Raw genomic sequence first — 18020 nt, 5'->3', positions numbered from 1 at the left:
CATGACGGAGAGCCAGGGGCTCTCGTTTGGATCATGGTGCGGACCAGAGGAAGATGCCTGCGACGAGGAGTCCGGCCAGGTAGATGGCGGCTGTCTTCTCGTAACGGGTCGCGATACCGCGCCACGGCTTGCGCCGGTTGACGCACCGCTCGACGGTGTTGCGCTGCTTGTATGACTCGCGGCCGAAGGCGGGTGATCTGCCGCCGTCGCTGCCTCGGCGCGTGCGGTGCGGAGCTGGTCCGCCGGGATCGGAATCACCGTCCGGATACCGCTCCTGCACAGATAGCCACGGATCCGCGGGAGGAGTAAGCCTTGTCGGCCAGGACCGTGACCGATCGAGTGCTGGGCCGTCCTCGCAGGCGGGCCATAACTGCGGTGAACGCTGGTGCGTCACCGGACTGTCCGGCGGTGAGGACGAAGGCGAGCGGTCGGCACAGGCCGCCGGAGGCCAGGCGGACCCTTGCGGCCGGTCCGCCGTGGGACCGGCCGATGGCGTGGTCGGCCGGCGCCACTTTTTTGCAGGACCGGGCCGCGTGCTGGTGAGCGCACACGATGGTGGAGTCCACGGACACGGCCCAGCTGACGTCTTCGCCCACATCCGCAGCCGGTTGCAGACGCCCCGCCAGTTCCCGTACCGCTCCGGAAGATGAACCCACTGAGTGCCGGTCTGGAACGTGAAGGCGATCGCGTCGATCACCTCACGGTGATCCCGCCGACGGCCGCCCCGTTTCGGCATCCGGTTCCGGGAGCAACGGCTCGATCCGCGCCCACCGCGCATCAGTCAACGGCACACCCGGACCAACGACCGGCTGATCCAAACAAAATGGCCTAGCCGCAGGTGCCCTCGATGGCCCAGGCGTTGTCGATCTCGTCGGTCGTGCCGAGATGGGTCTCGCCCGGCGGGACGCACCTCTTGATGTCGGTCGGCCACCAGTCGATGTCGACCTGGATCTTGACCCAGGTGCTGCCGCAGTGTCCGTAGTACGAGTCTGTCTGCGTCTCGTAGTAGCCGCAGGCTTTGACCCCCATCTCTGCGGCGGCTTTCCCCTCGGGTGCGGCGTGGGCATTTCCGGAGAGCGCAGTGCTCGCGAGGAGGACGGCACTGAACGCGGCTGCGGCGAGGCGGAGCTTGCTTGCGGTTTTCTGCATGGAAGGGTTCCTCAGTTGTGTGAGTCGACGGAAGGTGGCGACTTCGACTGGTGGAAAGGTGCCTTACCTGCGGCCGGTTGTCGGCATACGAGGTGCAAGGCGGCACTTGCGCCGCCCGGCTCACGGACAAAGGCGGCCGGCTGCCGCGGTGTCGGGCACACTGCGGTCCGCCCGTCGACCGGGATGACGTGTCCGGCGATCGGGGCAGCGCTCAAACACTCACACGGCGGTGTCATTGGTGTCAGCACCCGGGGCCGTACAAGATCCTCGTCCGTCGACAACGTCGACCTTATGGGTGCAGGCGGGCAGGAACTGACACCGGTTCAGGCCTGCGAAGCCAGCGGAACCGAGCCTTCACCAGTTTCGTCCCTCCCTCGCACCGAGCGAGGGACGGGGGCGCTCACCTGCTCATGCAGCGCCGGCAGCGGCGCACGGCTCGGGCTAGCCAAATTTGGCTAATACGCCCGAGGTGGAGTACGTTTCACGCAGTAGACAAATTTGGCTACCCAGGCGGAGGGGATTGGATGAAGCCGCTAAGACTTCTGGTCCTGGGAGCGGTGCGCAGGCGCGGTCGCGCACACGGCTATCAGATCCGCGCGGATCTGGAGTTCTGGGGCGCACATGAGTGGTCCACCGCCACATCGGGTTCGGTGTATCACGCGCTCAAGAGCATGGCCGGACAGGGCCTGCTGGAGGCGACGTTCGATGCGGATCCCTCGGTCGCCGGGGGCCCGCCGAGAATCGAATACGAGCTGACGGAAAAGGGTGAGCAGGAGTACCTCAGCCTCCTGCGCCGGGCCTTGGCCGACCGCGAGCCGAGGCTGGACGTCCTGTGTGCTGCGGTGGGCCTGATCGAGGACCTGCCCCGGGCACAGGCCCTGCAGGTCCTGCGCACCCGAGCCGACGCGATGCGCGACTGGCACACCAGCATCACCGCACACCTGCCCGCGGACACGGAGCTGGACGCCTGGGGCCCGGTGGGCGAGGTCATCTCGCTGTGGCTGGCGACCGCCGATACCGGCGCCCAGTGGACCCGGCGGCTGATCCACCGCCTGGAAGTGGGCGATTTCAGCATGGCCGGTGAGCCCGGTTCCCCCACCCGCCACCCCGCACAGCCGACCGAGTAGCAGCCGAGAACATCGGCGAAACCCTCCCTTCGAGACGGAGCAATGCCATGGCCCACGAGATAACCGTCCCGCTGCTTCCGTGCGCATCCATCGACGAGATCGTCGAGTTCTACACCATGCTCGGCTTCACCCGGACCTACTACCAGGTCCGCCCGAACCCGTGCGTGGGCCTGCAGCGAGAAGACCTCCAGCTGCAGTTCTTCGGCATGCCAGGCTTCAGGCCCGAGGACTCCTACGGCAGTTGTGTGGTCATCGTGCCCGACACCCAGCAGCTCTTCGAGGCATTCGCCGCGGGCATGCGCGCGGTCCACGGCAAGCTCCTGGTTTCCGGGATCCCTCGGATCACCCGCCCGCGGAAACGCAAGAACGCCGACCACCAGTCCGGGTTCACGGTCATCGACCCCGGCGGGAACTGGATCCGGATCTTCCCGGCCCCGGGTACCGGCGGCACCGGTGCGCCCGCGGTCGGCAAGCTGGCCAAGGCGCTGGAGAACGCCGTCGTGCTCGGCGACTCCAAGGGCGACAATCAGCAGGCGGCGAAGATCCTGGACGCCACGCTGGCCCGGGAGCACGATGGCGCACCGGCCGCCGAACTGGTCGAGGCGTTGGCCTACCGCGCCGAACTCGCCGTCCGCGCCGACGACACCACCGCCGCGGTCGATGCCCTCACCCGTGCCCGCGCCATCCCCCTCACCAAAGCCGAACGCAGCGAACTCACCGCGCACTTGGCCAGCCTCGAAGACCTGGAGGCCGTCGTCGGACTCGCGCCCTAAGTGCTCGCAAAGAATCAAGGTGTTGCTTCCCGTGATGCGACTCGTTGCTGTGGTGTAAGCCCGACGAGGTCCGCGGTCAACTCGCTGTGACGTTCGAGGTGTTGTTCCCACACCTCGATGAACGGCAGCGGCGGCTGATGAAGGGGGCCGAGGCCCGGAATCCTGGGCCACGGCGGTATCCGGGCGGTCGCGCGGGCTGCCCAGGTCAGCGAGACGACGGTCCGTAAAAGCGTGGACGAGTCGGAGGCCGGCGAGAAACCTCTGGGCCGAGTACGCAGGCACGGTGGAGGACGCAAGAGATCCGCAGATCTTGATCCGGGTCTGCGGCCCGCGCTGCTGGCACTGGTGGAACCCGACGAAAGGGGCACCCCGTTGTCTGCGCTGCGCCGGACGGTGAATCTGCACCGGGTGTCTGCGTAACCCGGAGCTGACCGGCATGCCCGAACCGGCACTGGACGAACTCGTCAACCAACTGGCATCACAACTTGACGAGTTACATGAGCGAGGACGGCTCCAACAACAAGGGGGTGACGTGGTGGAGGGGGACAACCACGTCGTTGCCTGGCTCCGAAAACGGCTCAGCCTCAAAGCGCTCCATCGGGCGTCAGCGCCGTGGTCACCGACCTGTTCTGCGGATTCCTCGCGGCCGTCGGCTGAATATCCTGCTCTTCGTCACTCACCCGGCCAGTTCCGTCGTCCCGGTCCCGGCCCCGGCGTCTAGGGCGCGTTGGCAAGTCCGGCTCGACGAACCTCCTGTTCCGCGTACGCCAGGTGCATTCGCGCGGCGCATAACGATGCTCAGCGCTGAGCGTCCCCGGCAGGGCGGCCAGCGTTTCGTCCACGGGACATGGCCCGACCAATGCTTCGCTTACTGTGCAGCGCGGCGGTCCGTTCCCGAGGAAGTATGGATCTCATGCCGACGGCATCAACGGCGACCCTTCGGCTGGCGACTGGGATCCAGTTGCCGGTTGAGGTTCCCCGTCTCGGCTGGCGGCCCGGACCCTGCTGCCGGTCGAGTTCAGGTTTCCCCCGTCCACGGCATGACGACATTCCTCTGGGCTCGTGGTGTCGCTGGCGCGACCTCCTCGGTGAGGCGGTACGGCGCGTCGCGACCGGTTCTCACTCATGGCCAGGAAGCTCGAACATGTACGCACGGGTGCTCGTTGTCGGAAGAACCACGTGTCTGCTCAGCTCAGTTGATCTGCCGACTCAACACGTCACCTGTTGTGTGTGCAGGGTGTGAGAGGGCAGGGCCCCGTATGCGGCGCGGTAGGCGGCGGCGAATCGGCTGGGCTGGTGGAACCCCCAGCGGGCGGCGATGCCGGTCACCGTGACGCCGGTGCCGGGGTCGGCCGCACGCAGTTCCCGGTGAGCGTGAGCCAGCCGAACCCAGCGCAGGTGGGCGGTGGGCGTGCTGTCGAGGTGACGGCGGAAGGCGTACTGCAGAGCACGAACGGTCACATGGGCCGCGGCGGCGATGTCGGCGACGGTGATGGGTTCTTCGGCGTGGTCGTCGATATAAGCGAGGGCTCGGCGCAGGGTGAGGGTATGTGCGTCGTTGCGGTCCTGTGCGGTCGCGTCTGTACGGGCCGAGTGCGGGAACGCCGCCAGAACACTCGCGGCCAGCATCTGCGCGCCAGCCGCAACGATCAGCGGCTCCTCGCGCAGGACCGGGTCGCAGAGCACCTGGTCGCGCAGATGGGCGATGAGGCGCTTCAACTGGCGGGCGGCGGACTGGGAATGGGGCCGATGGCCGGTGAGCCGCACCGGGGCGCCTGACGGTTCGACGTCGGCGACCTGGTTCAGCAGGTGGGTGTCCATCATCATGGCGTTGTAGCGGGTGTTGCATACGCGGCCCGAGTACGGCTGTTCCGGCGGCGCGAGCAGCGCGATGTCACCCGGGCCGTAGGTGTCCTTGACACCATGGAAGGTGTTGTCCGCGATCGTGCCTTCGTACACCGTGCACAAGGTGATTTTGCCGAGCGGCTCGACCGCGTAGCTCATCTCGTAGTTGAAGTCGAGTTCGTCCACGGTGACCGACGGCATGGCGTCGCGGCGCATACGGGTCCTGATGCCGTTGGCGCCGCGGTGAGCTATGCGCAGGCGAGCGTAGGCCCGGCTCAGGAAGTCCTCCGTCAGACTCAAGTCATCGCTGTCGAACACCAGTGAGTTCATCGCTCCTCCGTTCCAGCGGAAAGCCGCAGCCTCAACAGCCGTACATCACAAGACAGTTGGAGAATATTCGCCATACGAATTCCAAACAGATGCACCTGACGGGTGGTTGTACGGGGCTGCACTGGGACAGGCCAGAAGGCATGGTTCCGTTCTCCGGTCATGACGCCTGCGCAGCGTTGCGCGTGTGAGGGACGGATCGCCTGGTGCAGCAGCGTCGCCGTGTGCTCGCCTTCCTCCCAGCGCCGACGCAAGTACTCCAGATACGGGTCGAGGCTCGTGAACCGGCGGGGCGGAGTGCTCCGTACGCACTCCTGCCAGGAGTCAGCGTGTGCGTACTTGGCCACGGTGCGTCGGTTCAGGCCCAGCTCGCGGGCGATCGCACTGAGCGAACGGCCGGTGCCGGAGACAGCGTGCACCGCCGCGAACAACCGCTTGGCGTGCGGCGCGCACGAGAAGCAGGGGCTTCGGACAGTTCTGCCCACGGTGGTGAGGCGGGTTCGGGTTACGGCCGACGGCAACCGCGTGCGCATGAGCTGGAACCGCACACCGGTCCGCGACAGCGGCGCCTTCACGATGCGCAGGAGCCGGGCCCCGCCACGGCCGGCGAACAATACGCCGGCCATCTCCACCCGATGCTGCAGCATCGGGCTGCGGCGCTGGCAGCGTGCGGCCACCGCCCGTGGAGAGGTCTTCGACGCTGAAGGCAGGCTCGTCGCGCACGCCACGACGCCATGCCTCATCAAGCCGTAGGTGCAACGGTCTCGTCGGGGCCGACCGACCTGGCAGGTGGGCCCGGCCCGCCGGAAACCGAGCCGGGTCTCGGCGGGCTACGGCGGGCCGGGCGTCAAGGGTGCCCCCGGCGGGGGCCGCCCGGGTCGGGCGGGTGACCCCCTGCTGTCGGCGTGGTGATCAGCGGGCGATCAGGTCACGCAGGGCCTTGGCGATCGTCTCAGGAGCTTCCTCGGCCATGAAGTGGCCGCAGGAGACCGTGGAGTGGTCGAGGTCCTCGGCCCAGGCACCCCACAGGGCTGCCGCCTCGTAGCCGAGGGCGGCGCCCCAGTCCTGCTGGAGGACGGAGAGCGGCATCGTGATCTTGCGGCCCGCGGCGCGGTCGTCCCGGTCGTGCTCGATGTCGATGCCCGCGGAGGCGCGGTAGTCGGCGACGATGGACGGCACGGCGTTGCGGCACGCGTCGAGGTAGACCTGCCGGACGGCCGAGGGGATGGCCTCGGGGTCCTTGGTCCAGATGTCCAGGAAGTAGGAGAAGAACGTGTCCGAGCTGTTCTGGATCATCTGCTCGGCCAGGCCGGGCGGCTGCGCCATCAGGTAGAGGTGGAAGCCCACCGCCGCCCGCACCCCGCTCAGGGCCTCCCACATGTCCAGCGTCGGCAGGACGTCCAGGCAGGCCAGATGGGTGACGGCGTCGGGGTGCTCCATGCCGGCACGAAAGGCCACCAGAGCGCCGCGGTCGTGCCCGGCGAGCGCGAACCGCTCGTGTCCCAGCGCACGGGCGACGGCGACGGTGTCCGCCGCCATGGTCCGCTTGGAGTAGACGTCCGGGCCGGTCTCCGCCGGCTTGTCGCTGTCGCCGTATCCGCGCAGGTCCGGACAGATCACGGTGTGGTCGGCGGCCAGGTCCTCGGCCACGTGCCGCCACATCAGGTGGGTCTCGGGGAAGCCGTGCAGCAGCACGATGGGGCTGCCGGAGCCGCCCACGGCGACGTTCAGCTCGACACCGTCGGCGACCGCCACCCGCTGGTAGTCGAATCCGGGAATGGTCTGAGTCATGGCTGACGCACCCTTTCAGGTCATGGTGTGAGTGCCGGTGCGAGGTGCGCTCCGGGCAATGACTCAAGACTGGGGGCCGCGAATCAGCAGCCGATGAACGTCCGCGGCCAGGTCCTCGACAATGAGCCGAGGAGAGCACTGCGCAGGTCAAAGACACAGGCGGGGCGCGCAGGACGCACACCGGCGCGGCACAGTTGCCCACCTCCACCAGAAGGCGAGTCACTTGACTCGCCACCTGTGACCCTCTAGCCTTCGAGACGAGTCACTCAGCTCACCCATTGCGATGCAAGGCCCGGTACCGGCGTGAGCCACGCCGTCGGCCGGCACGGACGAAAGGCGCCCTCATGGACGGGGACATCCGACGAGCCATCGAGATCACGCCGGCGGCGACCACCCGGCAGCGGATCATCGACATCACCACCACGGGACGCCGCACGGGCCTTCCGCGCCGTATCGAGATCTTCTTCTACCGTGCCCTCGGCAGGACCTACCTGTGCAGCGGGACCATGCCGCCGCCGAGTTGGTACGTGAATCTCGTGGCCAACCCGGAGTTCACCTTCCACCTCAAGCACGGGGTACGCGCCGACCTGCGCGCACAGGCCCGCCCGGTGACGGACCCCGCCGAGAGGCTGGCCGTCCTGACGGAGATCGTCGCCGACCTCAACCAGCCCCACAACCCGGGCACCCTCCCCCAGCCGGTCCTCGTCGAGGACTGGCTGCGCAGCCGTCTGGCGGAAGTCACCTTCCTCGACCGGCATTGATCAATTGCTGGTTCGCGTGCCGGAGGCCGGCGCCGTCAGTCACCCACCGGCGTCACGCCCGCACACCGAGCCCGACGAGCCGACAGGGCACCCGCCCTGCCCACCCGTATCAGCTCCCGTGCGGCTTCGCACCGGTACCACTCCCTCACGAAAGCCCGTTGAATCCGACGCACGCCGTCCGGCTTATGTCTGTCCACACCCTCCGAGACCTGGCCGTGATCCCCGCCGACGCCGGGCCGACGCCCCACACCCATCACGGGGAGTCCGAGACCTTCATCGTCATGGACGGACAACTGGTCATCACCGCGGGCGATGACGAGTACAAGGCAGAGGCCGGCAGTGTCGTCCACGTCCCCAGAGGCATGCGGCACTCGTTCAGGAACCTCAGCCGGACCCAGCCCGCGAGGATCTACTTCCTGTACACACCCGGCGGCATGGACGCCATGTTCAACGAGATAGGCACACCTGGTGTCCGGGGACAGATCGGTCCGCCGCTGAACGACGCGGACGTGAAGGCGATGGCAGCGGTCGCCGACAAGTACGACTTCACTTTCGACTGATCCCCGGCCCACACTGATCCCCGACCTGTCGGGGACGACAACACCGGGCGGGGCCCGCGAGAGTCTCCTCACGGCCCCCGCCCCGCCGCCTCTCGGATCCACCAGCGCGTATGCCGAGCCATCAGGCCGACGCTTGTAAGTTGGCGGAGCAGTCGAGACGAGAACGGACGGCAACGGTGCGCGTGACATTCGGAGTGCTGGGAGCGGTGACGGCCTGGGACGAGACAGGCCGGGCACGTGCCCTGAAGGGACCACGCCACCGTGCCTTCCTCGCCAGACTGCTCGTGGCGCAACGCCAGGTGGTCCCGGTGGCCCGGCTGGTGGAGGACATGTGGACGGAGCCGCCGGCCAACGCGGTGGGCACGGTGCGCACCTTCGTCAGCGACCTGCGGCGGAGTCTGGAACCCGACCGGCCTCCACGCACGCCCTCACAACTGCTGGTGACCGAGGGCTCCGGGTACGCGCTGCGCGCCCCCAAGGACGATGTGGACGCATGGCGGTTCGAAAAGTGCATGAACGACCTCGGTGACGCACGCCCCGCCCGCGTCCTGGAAGTGCTGGACGAGGCCCTGAACTGGTGGCGTGGTCCCGCCTTCGCCGACTTCGGCGACGAACGCTGGCTGCGCTCCACCCGGTCACGGCTGACCGAACTGCGGCTGCACGCGGTCGAACGACGTGCCGAAGCCATGATCGCCCTGGGCAACCCGGCCGACGCCGTGGCCACTCTCGACGCACACGTGACGGACCATCCGTGGCGGGAGGACGCCTGGCGGATGCTGGCACTGGCGTTGTACCGGTCGGGACGGCAGGCCGACGCCCTGTCGGTACTGCGCCGGGCCCGCAGCATGCTGCGCGAACACTTGGGCATGGACCCCGGGCCCCGGCTGCGGCGCCTGGAGGAGGACATCCTCCGGCAGGCGGACCACCTCGATCCCGGCACGGCGGACACCACCGTCAACCAGGTGTGGGAACAGGCGACAGCCTCCTACGACGGCGCGCTGGGCAGCAGCGCCCGCACCCGGCTGGAGTCCACCGTCGGTCTGATGCGGGACCTCGCGGTCACGGGCGGCGGGGGTCTGGAGGCGGCACGCCGTCACCGGGTCAGCGCGGTGGCCGCAGCGGAGCAGCTCGACGACCCCGTGCTGACAGCCCGGGTGATCGGGATCTACGACGTTCCGGCGATCTGGCCGCGCGCCGACGATCCCGAGCAGTCACGCTGGCTCGTGGCCGCCGCGGAACGCACCCTGCGTTCCCTGGCCGAGGACACCCAGGACGCCGCACGCTGCCGGCTGCTGTCGACCATCGCGGTCGAGTCACGTGGCACCCTGCCCGCGGACACGGCAGCGTCAGGCGCCCTGGCCCGTCCGCTGCAGGCGGCCGGGCAGGCCGAGGAGATGGCACGACGTCTTGAAGACCCCTCCCTGCTGGCGTTCGCGCTGAACGGGGTCTTCATGCAGTCCTTCCGCCGCGCCGGCCTCGCCGCCCGGCGGGACGCGATCGGCGCCGAGATCACCTCTCTCGCCGCGGCCCACGGCCTGGTCCACTACGAAGTGCTCGGTCACCTCATCCGCATCCAGTCGCGCTGCGCCCTGGCGGACCTGGCCGCCGCCGGCCGCCACGCCGCCGCGGTCGACGAACTCGCCGCCCGCCACGAACTGCCCCTGGTGTACGTCTTCACCGACTGGTTCCGGGCACTGCGCACCGCCACGACCGGTTCCCTCGCCGCCGCCGAGGAAGCGTACGAGCAGGCCGCCCGCTCCCTTCGGGGTGCCGGCATGCCCGGACTGGAGAACGGGCTGCTGCCGCTCGCACAACTGTGTCTGCGCCTGACGCACGGCGTGGCACCGCACGAGACACCGGGCACCGACTGGGGCCCGTACGAGCCGTGGGTACGCCCCGTACTGCTCGTGGAAGCCGGACGGACCGACGCCGCCGCCTCAGCCCTGCGCCGCGTCCCCTCCCCGGCACGTGACCTGATGTTCGAGGCGCTGTGGTGCCTGGTGGCACGCGCCGCGGTGGCAGTGGGAGACCGTGACATGCTGACGCGAGCGCGGACTCAACTGGCTCCGGCCGCGGCGGAGGTGGCGGGCGCCGGGAGCGGCCTGATCACCCTGGGGCCCGTGGCGGACTGTCTGACGGCCATCGAGACCGCGCTGCGCTGAGGTCCGGACGGTCCGACAGGCCCTCTGAAGGACCAGGCCGACGAAGAGGCGGCGAGGGCGGCGGGACCGTACCGCTCCACGGGCTGCGCCCGGCGATCCAGTCGTTCGCCCTGGCAGACGCCGCCGCACACCAGGCTCTGGAGTCACGGGCCACCACGGGCAAGGTCGTACTCATGACCGGCTGACCGCGGCGGACGGGCGGAGATTCGCCTTCGCCCGTGTCCTTACCTCCCGAGCGAGACAGTGGAACCGAGACGCGCCATGACTCCACGTGCCGCACCCGCCGTCCTGGGCGCGGCACCGGTCGCGGCACACGAGCCTGGCACGCCCGGCGCCGGTGTACGTGGGGCCGGGTCGTGCGGAATCGGCGGACGCTCATCCCTCGTGGACGCGCTGACGGCGATCCCGTTGGCTGTCTCGACCTCGGCGAACAGACCACCGCGCTTGACGGCGTACTCCAGATCGGACCCGCTCCAGGCGCCGCCGTCAACCGCGCCCAGGATCTCGGTGTCGGCGGACACGTAGAACTGCTGGTCACCGATGTTTGCGGCCACGATGTACTTGTCCGGCGCCAGATACTCGACCACCCCGTTCACGAAGGTACCGCCCACCCCCGAGCCCTGCTCGGAAGACACCTGCACCGACGCGGTCGGCGCGCTCGCCGCGTCGCTGTCGCCCCGCGGTGCGCCCGCAGTTCCGCGCGCTGTCCGGATGCGACGCGCCCCGGCCGGTCCGGAGGGCTCAGGCACGGCCGGAGTCCGGCCCCGCGCACCACAGGGTTTCATGCACAACGTGCGGTACGGGCCGCGGCCTCACCCGAGACGGCGCCCCGTATCTCGTGGCTCGTGCGGGTCGGCACGCCAGTAGGTCCCGAACAGCCTTGATGGCCGTCCTGGCTGCTCTCACCGCCATGAAGTAGCCGCGGGAGAGCGTGAAGTGGTCGAGGGCGGCTTCCCAGGCACTCCACAACGTGGTCGTCCGTCCGCCCGTTGACCGGCCGGTCCGGTCGTGCTCGATGTGGGTCTCCGCCGAGGCGCGCCAGCCGTCCACGACGGACGGTACGGCCACACGGCAGGTGTCTTCCGGACAGCCGCCGCTCTCAATTCCCCTCTCGCGCTCACGGAAAGGAGGGCGAAGGAGGGCGGGACTCAGGCCGGAACGCCATACCTGGCCAGCGTCGTCGCCACCGCTTCGGCGACCACGCGATGGGTGTCGATGCCCTCCGGGTCCCAGTCGACCAGCAGCAGGCGCGGCCAGAACACATGGTTGGAGATCATGCCGAGGAACTGGGTCGCGGCGGTCGTGGAGTCCTCCAGGCGAACATGGCCTGCCGCTTTCTCCTCCTCCAGATACTTCGCGACCGTGTCGAAGAACGGCATCTTGCCGTGTTCGAACTGGATTCTGGCGAGCTCCGGGAACCGCGGAGCCTCTGCGATGACGATCCGGAAGAGGGCGTCCATGCCCGGCCGGGTGAGCAGTTCGACGTACCGATTGCCGATGGTGGTGAGCCCCGCCGCGGGGTCGCCCGGCTTCGGGGCGGTCTCACCGTCCGCGCCGCCCCTCCAGCTCTCGGTGACGATGGCGCCGAACAGGGCGGCTTTCGTCGGGAACTGCTTGAAGAGCGTGGCCTTGGAGACACCTGCCGCCTCGGCGATACGCGCCAGCGATGTCCCGTCGTATCCGGACTCCAGGAAGAGGCCGGTGGCCGCTTCCATGATCGCCGCGCGTTTCTCCAGGGCGACCCGCTGGTGGTAACTGGTGGGCTCGGTAGTCATGAGACCAGTATGACGCATAGCGAGCCAAGTCACTTGACTCGCCAGAAGCGCCACCTGACGCCGGCGGCCGCATCGACCGCATCGCGAAAGCGGCAGGGACGAACGTCCGGATGATCTACGCCTACTACGGGAGCAAGAACCAGCTCTTCGACGCCGCACTCACCAAAGCCATCACCTCCATGGCCGCATCGGTGCCTCCGCGACCCGACGACCTCGCGGCATGGGCGGGCGACCTCTTCGACTACCACCGCCGAGAGCCTGCCGCCCTGCGGATCAACATGTGGGCCCAGTTGGAGCGCCCTCAATCGGCATCGGAACCGATGGAGAGCTACCTCAGCAAGACCACGGCAGTCTCCGCAGCCGGAAGCGCGCCGCTGTCCCCCGTGGACCTGCTGGTCCTCATCTACGCGGTCTCCCAGGCCTGGTACCTCACCCCTGTAGGTCTGCTACGGGCCGACGGCCAGGACCCGGACGACCCCCGCCGCATCGCGGCACACCGAGAATCCGTGGTCACCGCAGTGAAACGCATGCTGCACCTCAACCCAGAAAACCCGTCTCCGCGCCGCACCACGTAGGACAACGTCATTGAGGTTCCGCCGACCTCTCCGAGGTGTTGTCCAGGGTGACTCGGGTCGGTGCCTGCGACAACGCCGCAGCTAAGCGGTATCTGCGAGGAGGAGACTGTCGACCAGATCAGTGGGCCGCCCGGGAACGGGTACGCATGCTCGCCGCCGGGGGCTTTGAACGCGGCGACAGAAACCCGGTCATCGCACATGAGTTGCGGGTGAGCGTGTGCCCAGGCGAGCGCCGGCGGCAATGTCGGCGCGAGGGCGGCCCGGCCGCAAAGGGCGCCACAAGGCGGTCCCGGCTACCTGCGCCATTCGAACCTGGGCCTCGCACGCCAAGTCACGGACCGGACCAAGATCCGGGCAAGGTGCGGACCATCAATCCGCTCCTGACCTGCGCCTACGAGGCTAACGGTCGTGCAGGTCAGGACGTCCCCTCCCTGACTCCCCCGCCGAGCCGCCCCCCCCCTCACGCAGCCACACCCGTGACCTTCGCTGCCGCAAGGTCGATACTGCGGATGACAGCGCCACCACTGCCCCTCGTCCAGCCGCACAGAAGTACCGACGAGCCGTCAGTAGAGTCAGTATCGGGTCAGCGTCAGTACCGTCACAATCCGCTTCCAGCCGCTACGGACCGTCAAGATCCAGAACCCGCATCACGCCCTTTGAACAGCAAGGACGCAGGTCGTACACCCGCCTGCAAGGCTCCCAGGAGGTACCCATGAAAATGCTCATCAACGTCGCGGAGACCGTTGTCGCGGACGCGTTGCGGGGTATGGCCGCCGCGCATCCCGAGCTGACCGTGGATGTCGAGAACCGGGTGATCGTGCGGCGGGACGCGCCGGTGGCCGGGAAGGTGGGGCTCGTGTCGGGCGGCGGGTCCGGGCACGAGCCGCTGCACGGCGGGTTCGTGGGTCCCGGGATGCTGTCCGCCGCCTGTCCCGGCGAGGTGTTCACCAGCCCGGTGCCGGACCAGATGGTACGGGCCGCCGCGGCCGTGGACAGCGGCGCCGGAGTGCTGTTCATCGTGAAGAACTACACCGGTGACGTCCTCAACTTCGACATGGCCGCGGAGCTGGCCGAGGACGAGGGCATCCAGATCGCCAAGGTGCTCGTCGACGACGACGGGGCGGTCACCGACAGTCTTTACACGGCCGGCCGCCGCGGCACCGGCGCGACCCTGTTCGTGGAGAAGATCGCGGGCGCCGCCGCCGAGGAGGGCCGGCCGCTGGAACGCGTCGAGGCGCTGGCCCGCCAGGTCAACGAGAACTCGCGCAGCTTCGGTGTCGCGCTCAGCGCCTGCTCCACGCCCGCCAAGGGCAGCCCCACCTTCGACCTGCCCCCGGGGGAACTGGAGCTGGGCGTCGGGATCCACGGCGAGCCCGGCCGGGAGCGGCGGGCCATGATGACCTCGCGGGAGATCGCCGACTTCTCGGTGAACGCCATCCTGGAGGACATGAACCCGCGCAACCCCGTCCTGGTCCTGGTGAACGGCATGGGTGCCACCCCGCTGCTGGAGCTGTACGGCTTCAACGCGGAGGTGCAGCGCATCCTGGGCGACCGCGGGGTCCCGGTGGCCCGCACCCTCGTCGGGAACTACGTCACCTCGCTCGACATGGCCGGCGCGTCGGTGACCCTGTGCCAGGTCGACGAGGACCTGCTGCGGCTGTGGGACGCGCCGGTGCGTACCGCGGGTCTGCGCTGGGGCATGTGAGGGGCCGCTCCCCCGTCTCGTCCCTCCCGGTGCGACCCGGCAACACCCTTACCACGCAAGGAGATCCAGTGCTTGACGCCGACTTCTTCCGCCGTTGGATGACGGCGACCGCCGTGTCCGTGGAACACGAGGCGGAACGGCTCACCGCCCTCGACTCACCGATCGGCGACGCCGACCACGGCAGCAATCTGCAGCGCGGTTTCCGCGCCGTGGCGACCGCGCTGGAGAAGGAGGAGCCCGGCACCCCGGGCGCTGTCCTGATCCTCGCCGGACGCACGCTGATCTCGACGGTGGGCGGCGCCTCGGGCCCGTTGTACGGGACTCTGCTGCGGCGGACGGGCAAGGCACTCGGTGAGGCCGCCGAGGTCGACGAGCCGGAGTTCGCGCAGGCGCTGCGCACCGGCGTGGACGCCGTGATGCAGCTCGGCGGCGCGGCGCCCGGCGACAAGACGATGATCGACGCGCTCCTGCCGGCGGTCGACGCGCTGGGGCAGTCCTTCGCCGCGGCACGGTCCGCCGCGGAGGAGGGCGCCCAGGCGACGACGCCGCTGCAGGCGCACAAGGGCAGGGCGAGCTATCTGGGCGAACGCAGCATCGGGCACCAGGATCCGGGTGCCACCTCCTCGGCGATCCTGATCGCGGCGCTCGCGGAGACGGCCGGTGAGTGACCTCGTGAACGGCGGGCCGGACGGCCGGACGGCCGAAGGTGACGGCGACGGCGGCGACGGCGCGAAGCTCGTGGGCGTCGTGCTCGTGTCGCACAGCGCCGCGGTGGCCGCGGCGGTCGCCGAACTGGCGGCGGGGCTCGCGGGCGGCGGCACGCTCGCTCCGGTCGCGGCGGCGGGCGGTGACGGGGACGGCGGCCTGGGCACCAGTTCCGAGCTGATCTCCGCCGCGGCGGCCACCGTGGACCGCGGTGCCGGTGTCGCCGTACTGACCGATCTCGGCAGTGCGGTCCTCACGGTGAAGGCCCTGCTGGCCGAGGGCGACGAGCTGCCGCCGGACACCCGGCTGGTGGACGCGCCGTTCGTCGAGGGCGCGGTGGCGGCGGTCGTCACGGCCTCCGCCGGAGCTGACCTGGCGGCGGTGGAGGCCGCGGCGGCGGAGGCGTACACGTACCGGAAGGTCTGACACCGGCACGTCGACGGGGTGGCTCAGCTGCGGCCGACGAGTTCGCGGGCCAGCCGCTCCCCCTGGGCCGCGGCTGCGCCGGGGCTCTCGATGGGAGAGGCGCCGGAGCCCTTGAACAGGATGTAGGTGACTCCGGACGCCGCTCCGCCGCCCTTCGGGTCGGGGCGGATGCCGAGGTTCCGGGCCAGGGCGTACGAGGCCTCGCCGATGATGTCCGCGGGGCCGATGTCGCCTACGACCGCGTACCGGACACGGTCGCCGTGGATGACCGCGGCGACCGTCCCGCGCCGGACGTCGTGCTCCTTGTGGTTCCAGCGGTGGCTCGGCCCGGGCACGACCACGTACGGCAGTCGCTCGGCGCTCAGCTGGCGTCCGTCGGACTGCTGGAAGGCGGTGGTGTCGCAGAAGAGCGGGTCGGTGCGTTCGTTGCAGTGCCGGCCCGGTCTGCCGTCGCAGTCGATGTCCAGGTCGGCCTTCCAGAAGACGGCTTCCTTCCTGCCGCAGACCTCGATGTCCGCGGGCTCGCCGTCGTCGCTGCTGAAGCGGTCGTCCGAGACGGGGGCGCAGTCCCGTACGGCGGCCAGGAGTTCCGTGGCCCGCACGTTCCCCGGACGCGGCGCCTTACGACGCGGTGCCTTCCGTGCGTCCGCGGCGCCACCCGCCCGTGGGACGTTCTCCGCACCCGGGCCGCCGTGTCCGGCGCGCTCGTGCGCGGCGTCGGGCCTCGGCGCGGCGCCGGCGAGCGCCGTGGGGGCGATCAGGGCGGCACCGGCCGCGGCCAGCATCAGTGACCGGACACGCACGATAAGAGACCCTCTCCTGAGCGGGCGCTGACGAACACTCAGCCCAATCTGGTGGGGGTCCGCCCGGGCGGCCACTGCTGGGGGGCCGTACGGTGCACGTCCGGTGACACGTCGGGACGTACAGAGGGGTGCACAGGGTGACGTGCCGGGGACGTGCCGAGTGACGTGTCGTCGGGGGCCGGGTGGCCGGATTCGTCGACGACTACGGCCACCCGGCCGCCCTCGCCGGCGCGGGATCAGCGACGACAGCGTTCCGCACCGTCGGCATGAACTTCCCTGCGACATGGGCGAGTTCAGCCGTTCAGAGGATCAGCATACGTAACGTACGGCCGAAATCGCGAACGGCGGCCCTCTTGTTGTGGCCCCACAGGGGACGCCATATTGGTCCGGACCAATCTCGTTGCGGAAACGTCGAGGGAGGGCAGGGCTGTGCGACGCGTACTCCTGCGAGCCGCCGTGGTCTGCGGCGCGCTGCTCACGATGGTGTCCTGCGGTCGGACCGGGCAGGGCCCGGGCGAGGACGACCGGCCTCCGGGCGCCCCGGCCGGGGTCACGGCGGCGGCGGGCAGTGCGACCAGCGTCCATGTCATGTGGAACCGAGCCTCGGGGAAACCGGCGGTAACCCGCTATGAGGTGTATCGCGGCACCACAAAGGTGAAGGAAGTGCCCGGTTCCGAGTACATGGTGGACATCACCATGCTCAAGCCGTCGACCCGGTACGCCTTCTCCGTGCGGGCCCGGGACGCCGACGGCAGGCTGGGGCCGCCGAGCGAGCGGGTCCGGGCCACCACGCCCGCCGCGACCGCCGCCGACGAGCGGGCGCCGAGCCGCCCGGAGCGCCCCGGCGGGAAGGCGGTCGGGAGCCGGGCCGCGCAACTGTCCTGGACCCGGTCCACGGACGCCGTGGGCGTGGCCTCGTACGACGTCTATCAGGGCGACACGAAGATCCACAGTGTGGGCGGTGCCCAGACGGCGACCGTGGTCACCGGGCTGCGGCCGGGGACGCGCTACTCCTTCACGGTCCGGGCGCGCGACGCGGCGGACAACGTCTCGCCCGCGAGCGCGGCCGTCCGGATCACCACCGCTGCGGGCCCCGACGACGCGAAGGGCGCGGGCACCGGGACGGGCATGGCGCCCGCCGCGTTCCGTGCCGCCACGCATCGCAAGGACGGGGCGTACTACCTCGACCTGTCATGGACCCAGCCGAAGGTGGACGGGGTGATCACGGAGTACCAGATCCAGCTCGACCGGAAGCCGGTCACCTCGCTCGTCTGGGGCGCGGCCCCTCCGCCCGGCAGGGCGACGTACAGCTTCTACGTGGGCCGGGAGGCCGGGCTCACCCAGCGGGTACGGATCCGGGCGAAGCTGCCGGACGGCACGTGGGGCGCCTTCTCTGCGGAGCGGACGGTGACGACCGGGAAGTCGTGAGGAAGAGCCGCACACCACGGCAATTGTTCACCTGTACGGTCCCGGCCCACATGCGGAAACGGTGGCCGTCGCATTGGCTCGGTCCGAAGGCAGCACGGTCGTTCCCGA

17 protein-coding genes and 2 pseudogenes are annotated in these 18020 nt (G+C 69.6%); 11 read left to right on the top strand and 8 right to left on the bottom strand.

The features are described 5' to 3' along the window. Positions 1–31: 31 nt before the first annotated feature. Positions 32–818 (bottom strand): annotated as a pseudogene (locus ACFVH5_RS14820) (IS5 family transposase). 10 nt (positions 819–828) lie between these two features. Continuing rightward, positions 829–1149, bottom strand: coding sequence for a DUF6355 family natural product biosynthesis protein (locus ACFVH5_RS14815; protein ID WP_385834042.1), 321 nt, complete (start codon positions 1147–1149; stop codon positions 829–831). A 524-nt stretch (positions 1150–1673) separates the two neighbouring features. Between ACFVH5_RS14815 and ACFVH5_RS14810 the strand changes: the two genes are divergently transcribed. The 3 genes and pseudogenes from ACFVH5_RS14810 to ACFVH5_RS14800 form a co-directional block, all read left to right on the top strand. Continuing rightward, positions 1674–2276: a PadR family transcriptional regulator gene (locus ACFVH5_RS14810; RefSeq protein WP_385834040.1), complete on the top strand. Its 603-nt coding sequence runs from the start codon at positions 1674–1676 to the stop codon at positions 2274–2276. 47 nt (positions 2277–2323) lie between these two features. Then, positions 2324–3049, top strand: a complete 726-nt coding sequence (locus tag ACFVH5_RS14805) for a VOC family protein (RefSeq protein WP_385834038.1) — start codon at positions 2324–2326, stop codon at positions 3047–3049. A gap of 137 nt (positions 3050–3186) precedes the next feature. Next, positions 3187–3457, top strand: a pseudogene (locus tag ACFVH5_RS14800) (ISAzo13 family transposase); the annotation flags it as partial. Positions 3458–4258: 801 nt separating this feature from the next. Here ACFVH5_RS14800 and ACFVH5_RS14795 read toward each other — a convergent pair. The 3 genes from ACFVH5_RS14795 to ACFVH5_RS14785 all read right to left on the bottom strand — a co-directional run bounded on the left by ACFVH5_RS14795 (position 4259) and on the right by ACFVH5_RS14785 (position 7012). Beyond that, positions 4259–5224 (bottom strand): helix-turn-helix transcriptional regulator, encoded by a 966-nt coding sequence (locus ACFVH5_RS14795; RefSeq protein ID WP_385834036.1) that lies wholly within the window; start codon positions 5222–5224, stop codon positions 4259–4261. After that, positions 5221–5964 (bottom strand): hypothetical protein, encoded by a 744-nt coding sequence (locus ACFVH5_RS14790; protein ID WP_385834034.1) that lies wholly within the window; start codon positions 5962–5964, stop codon positions 5221–5223. The genes ACFVH5_RS14795 and ACFVH5_RS14790 overlap by 4 nt, the downstream gene beginning before the upstream one ends. Positions 5965–6133: 169 nt before the next feature. Further along, the gene (locus ACFVH5_RS14785) at positions 6134–7012 is read right to left on the bottom strand and encodes an alpha/beta fold hydrolase (RefSeq protein WP_385834032.1); all 879 of its coding nucleotides are present in this window, start codon (positions 7010–7012) and stop codon (positions 6134–6136) included. Between the two features lie 344 nt (positions 7013–7356). Here ACFVH5_RS14785 and ACFVH5_RS14780 point away from each other — a divergent pair, with 344 nt between their 5' ends. The 3 genes from ACFVH5_RS14780 (at position 7357) to ACFVH5_RS14770 (ending at position 10495) form a co-directional block, all read left to right on the top strand. After that, a complete protein-coding gene (locus tag ACFVH5_RS14780) occupies positions 7357–7773 on the top strand; it encodes a nitroreductase/quinone reductase family protein (RefSeq protein ID WP_385834030.1) in 417 nt (138 codons plus the stop codon). A 185-nt stretch (positions 7774–7958) separates the two neighbouring features. Continuing rightward, positions 7959–8333 (top strand): cupin domain-containing protein, encoded by a 375-nt coding sequence (locus ACFVH5_RS14775; protein WP_385834028.1) that lies wholly within the window; start codon positions 7959–7961, stop codon positions 8331–8333. Between the two features lie 176 nt (positions 8334–8509). After that, positions 8510–10495, top strand: a complete 1986-nt coding sequence (locus tag ACFVH5_RS14770) for a BTAD domain-containing putative transcriptional regulator (protein ID WP_385834026.1) — start codon at positions 8510–8512, stop codon at positions 10493–10495. A 224-nt stretch (positions 10496–10719) separates the two neighbouring features. Here the strand turns inward: ACFVH5_RS14770 and ACFVH5_RS14765 are convergent, their stop codons facing one another. Together ACFVH5_RS14765 and ACFVH5_RS14760 are read right to left on the bottom strand one after the other, a co-directional pair. Beyond that, a complete protein-coding gene (locus ACFVH5_RS14765; protein ID WP_385834024.1) occupies positions 10720–11244 on the bottom strand; it encodes a hypothetical protein in 525 nt (174 codons plus the stop codon). Between the two features lie 399 nt (positions 11245–11643). Further along, the gene (locus ACFVH5_RS14760) at positions 11644–12270 is read right to left on the bottom strand and encodes a TetR/AcrR family transcriptional regulator (RefSeq protein ID WP_385834022.1); all 627 of its coding nucleotides are present in this window, start codon (positions 12268–12270) and stop codon (positions 11644–11646) included. 71 nt (positions 12271–12341) lie between these two features. Between ACFVH5_RS14760 and ACFVH5_RS14755 the strand changes: the two genes are divergently transcribed. The 4 genes from ACFVH5_RS14755 to ACFVH5_RS14740 all read left to right on the top strand — a co-directional run bounded on the left by ACFVH5_RS14755 (position 12342) and on the right by ACFVH5_RS14740 (position 15681). Continuing rightward, positions 12342–12845 carry a TetR family transcriptional regulator gene (locus tag ACFVH5_RS14755; protein ID WP_385834110.1) on the top strand — a complete coding sequence of 168 codons (504 nt, stop codon included), beginning with the start codon at positions 12342–12344 and terminating at the stop codon, positions 12843–12845. A 712-nt stretch (positions 12846–13557) separates the two neighbouring features. Next, positions 13558–14550: a dihydroxyacetone kinase subunit DhaK gene (dhaK, locus tag ACFVH5_RS14750; protein WP_385834020.1), complete on the top strand. Its 993-nt coding sequence runs from the start codon at positions 13558–13560 to the stop codon at positions 14548–14550. A 68-nt stretch (positions 14551–14618) separates the two neighbouring features. Further along, positions 14619–15218 carry a dihydroxyacetone kinase subunit DhaL gene (gene dhaL / locus ACFVH5_RS14745; protein WP_384809708.1) on the top strand — a complete coding sequence of 200 codons (600 nt, stop codon included), beginning with the start codon at positions 14619–14621 and terminating at the stop codon, positions 15216–15218. 4 nt (positions 15219–15222) lie between these two features. Further along, a complete protein-coding gene (locus ACFVH5_RS14740) occupies positions 15223–15681 on the top strand; it encodes a PTS fructose transporter subunit IIA (RefSeq protein ID WP_385834109.1) in 459 nt (152 codons plus the stop codon). Between the two features lie 23 nt (positions 15682–15704). Here ACFVH5_RS14740 and ACFVH5_RS14735 read toward each other — a convergent pair whose 3' ends face one another. Continuing rightward, a complete protein-coding gene (locus ACFVH5_RS14735; RefSeq protein WP_385834018.1) occupies positions 15705–16484 on the bottom strand; it encodes a glycoside hydrolase family 75 protein in 780 nt (259 codons plus the stop codon). Positions 16485–16913: 429 nt separating this feature from the next. Here ACFVH5_RS14735 and ACFVH5_RS14730 point away from each other — a divergent pair, with 429 nt between their 5' ends. After that, on the top strand, positions 16914–17912 hold the full coding sequence (locus ACFVH5_RS14730; RefSeq protein ID WP_385834016.1) for a fibronectin type III domain-containing protein: 999 nt from the start codon (positions 16914–16916) through the stop codon (positions 17910–17912). Positions 17913–18020 lie beyond the last annotated feature (108 nt).

The sequence above is a fragment of the Streptomyces sp. NPDC127119 genome (genome assembly GCF_042677425.1).
Taxonomy (GTDB): domain Bacteria; phylum Actinomycetota; class Actinomycetes; order Streptomycetales; family Streptomycetaceae; genus Streptomyces.
This window is presented reverse-complemented; position numbering and strand designations above follow the sequence as displayed.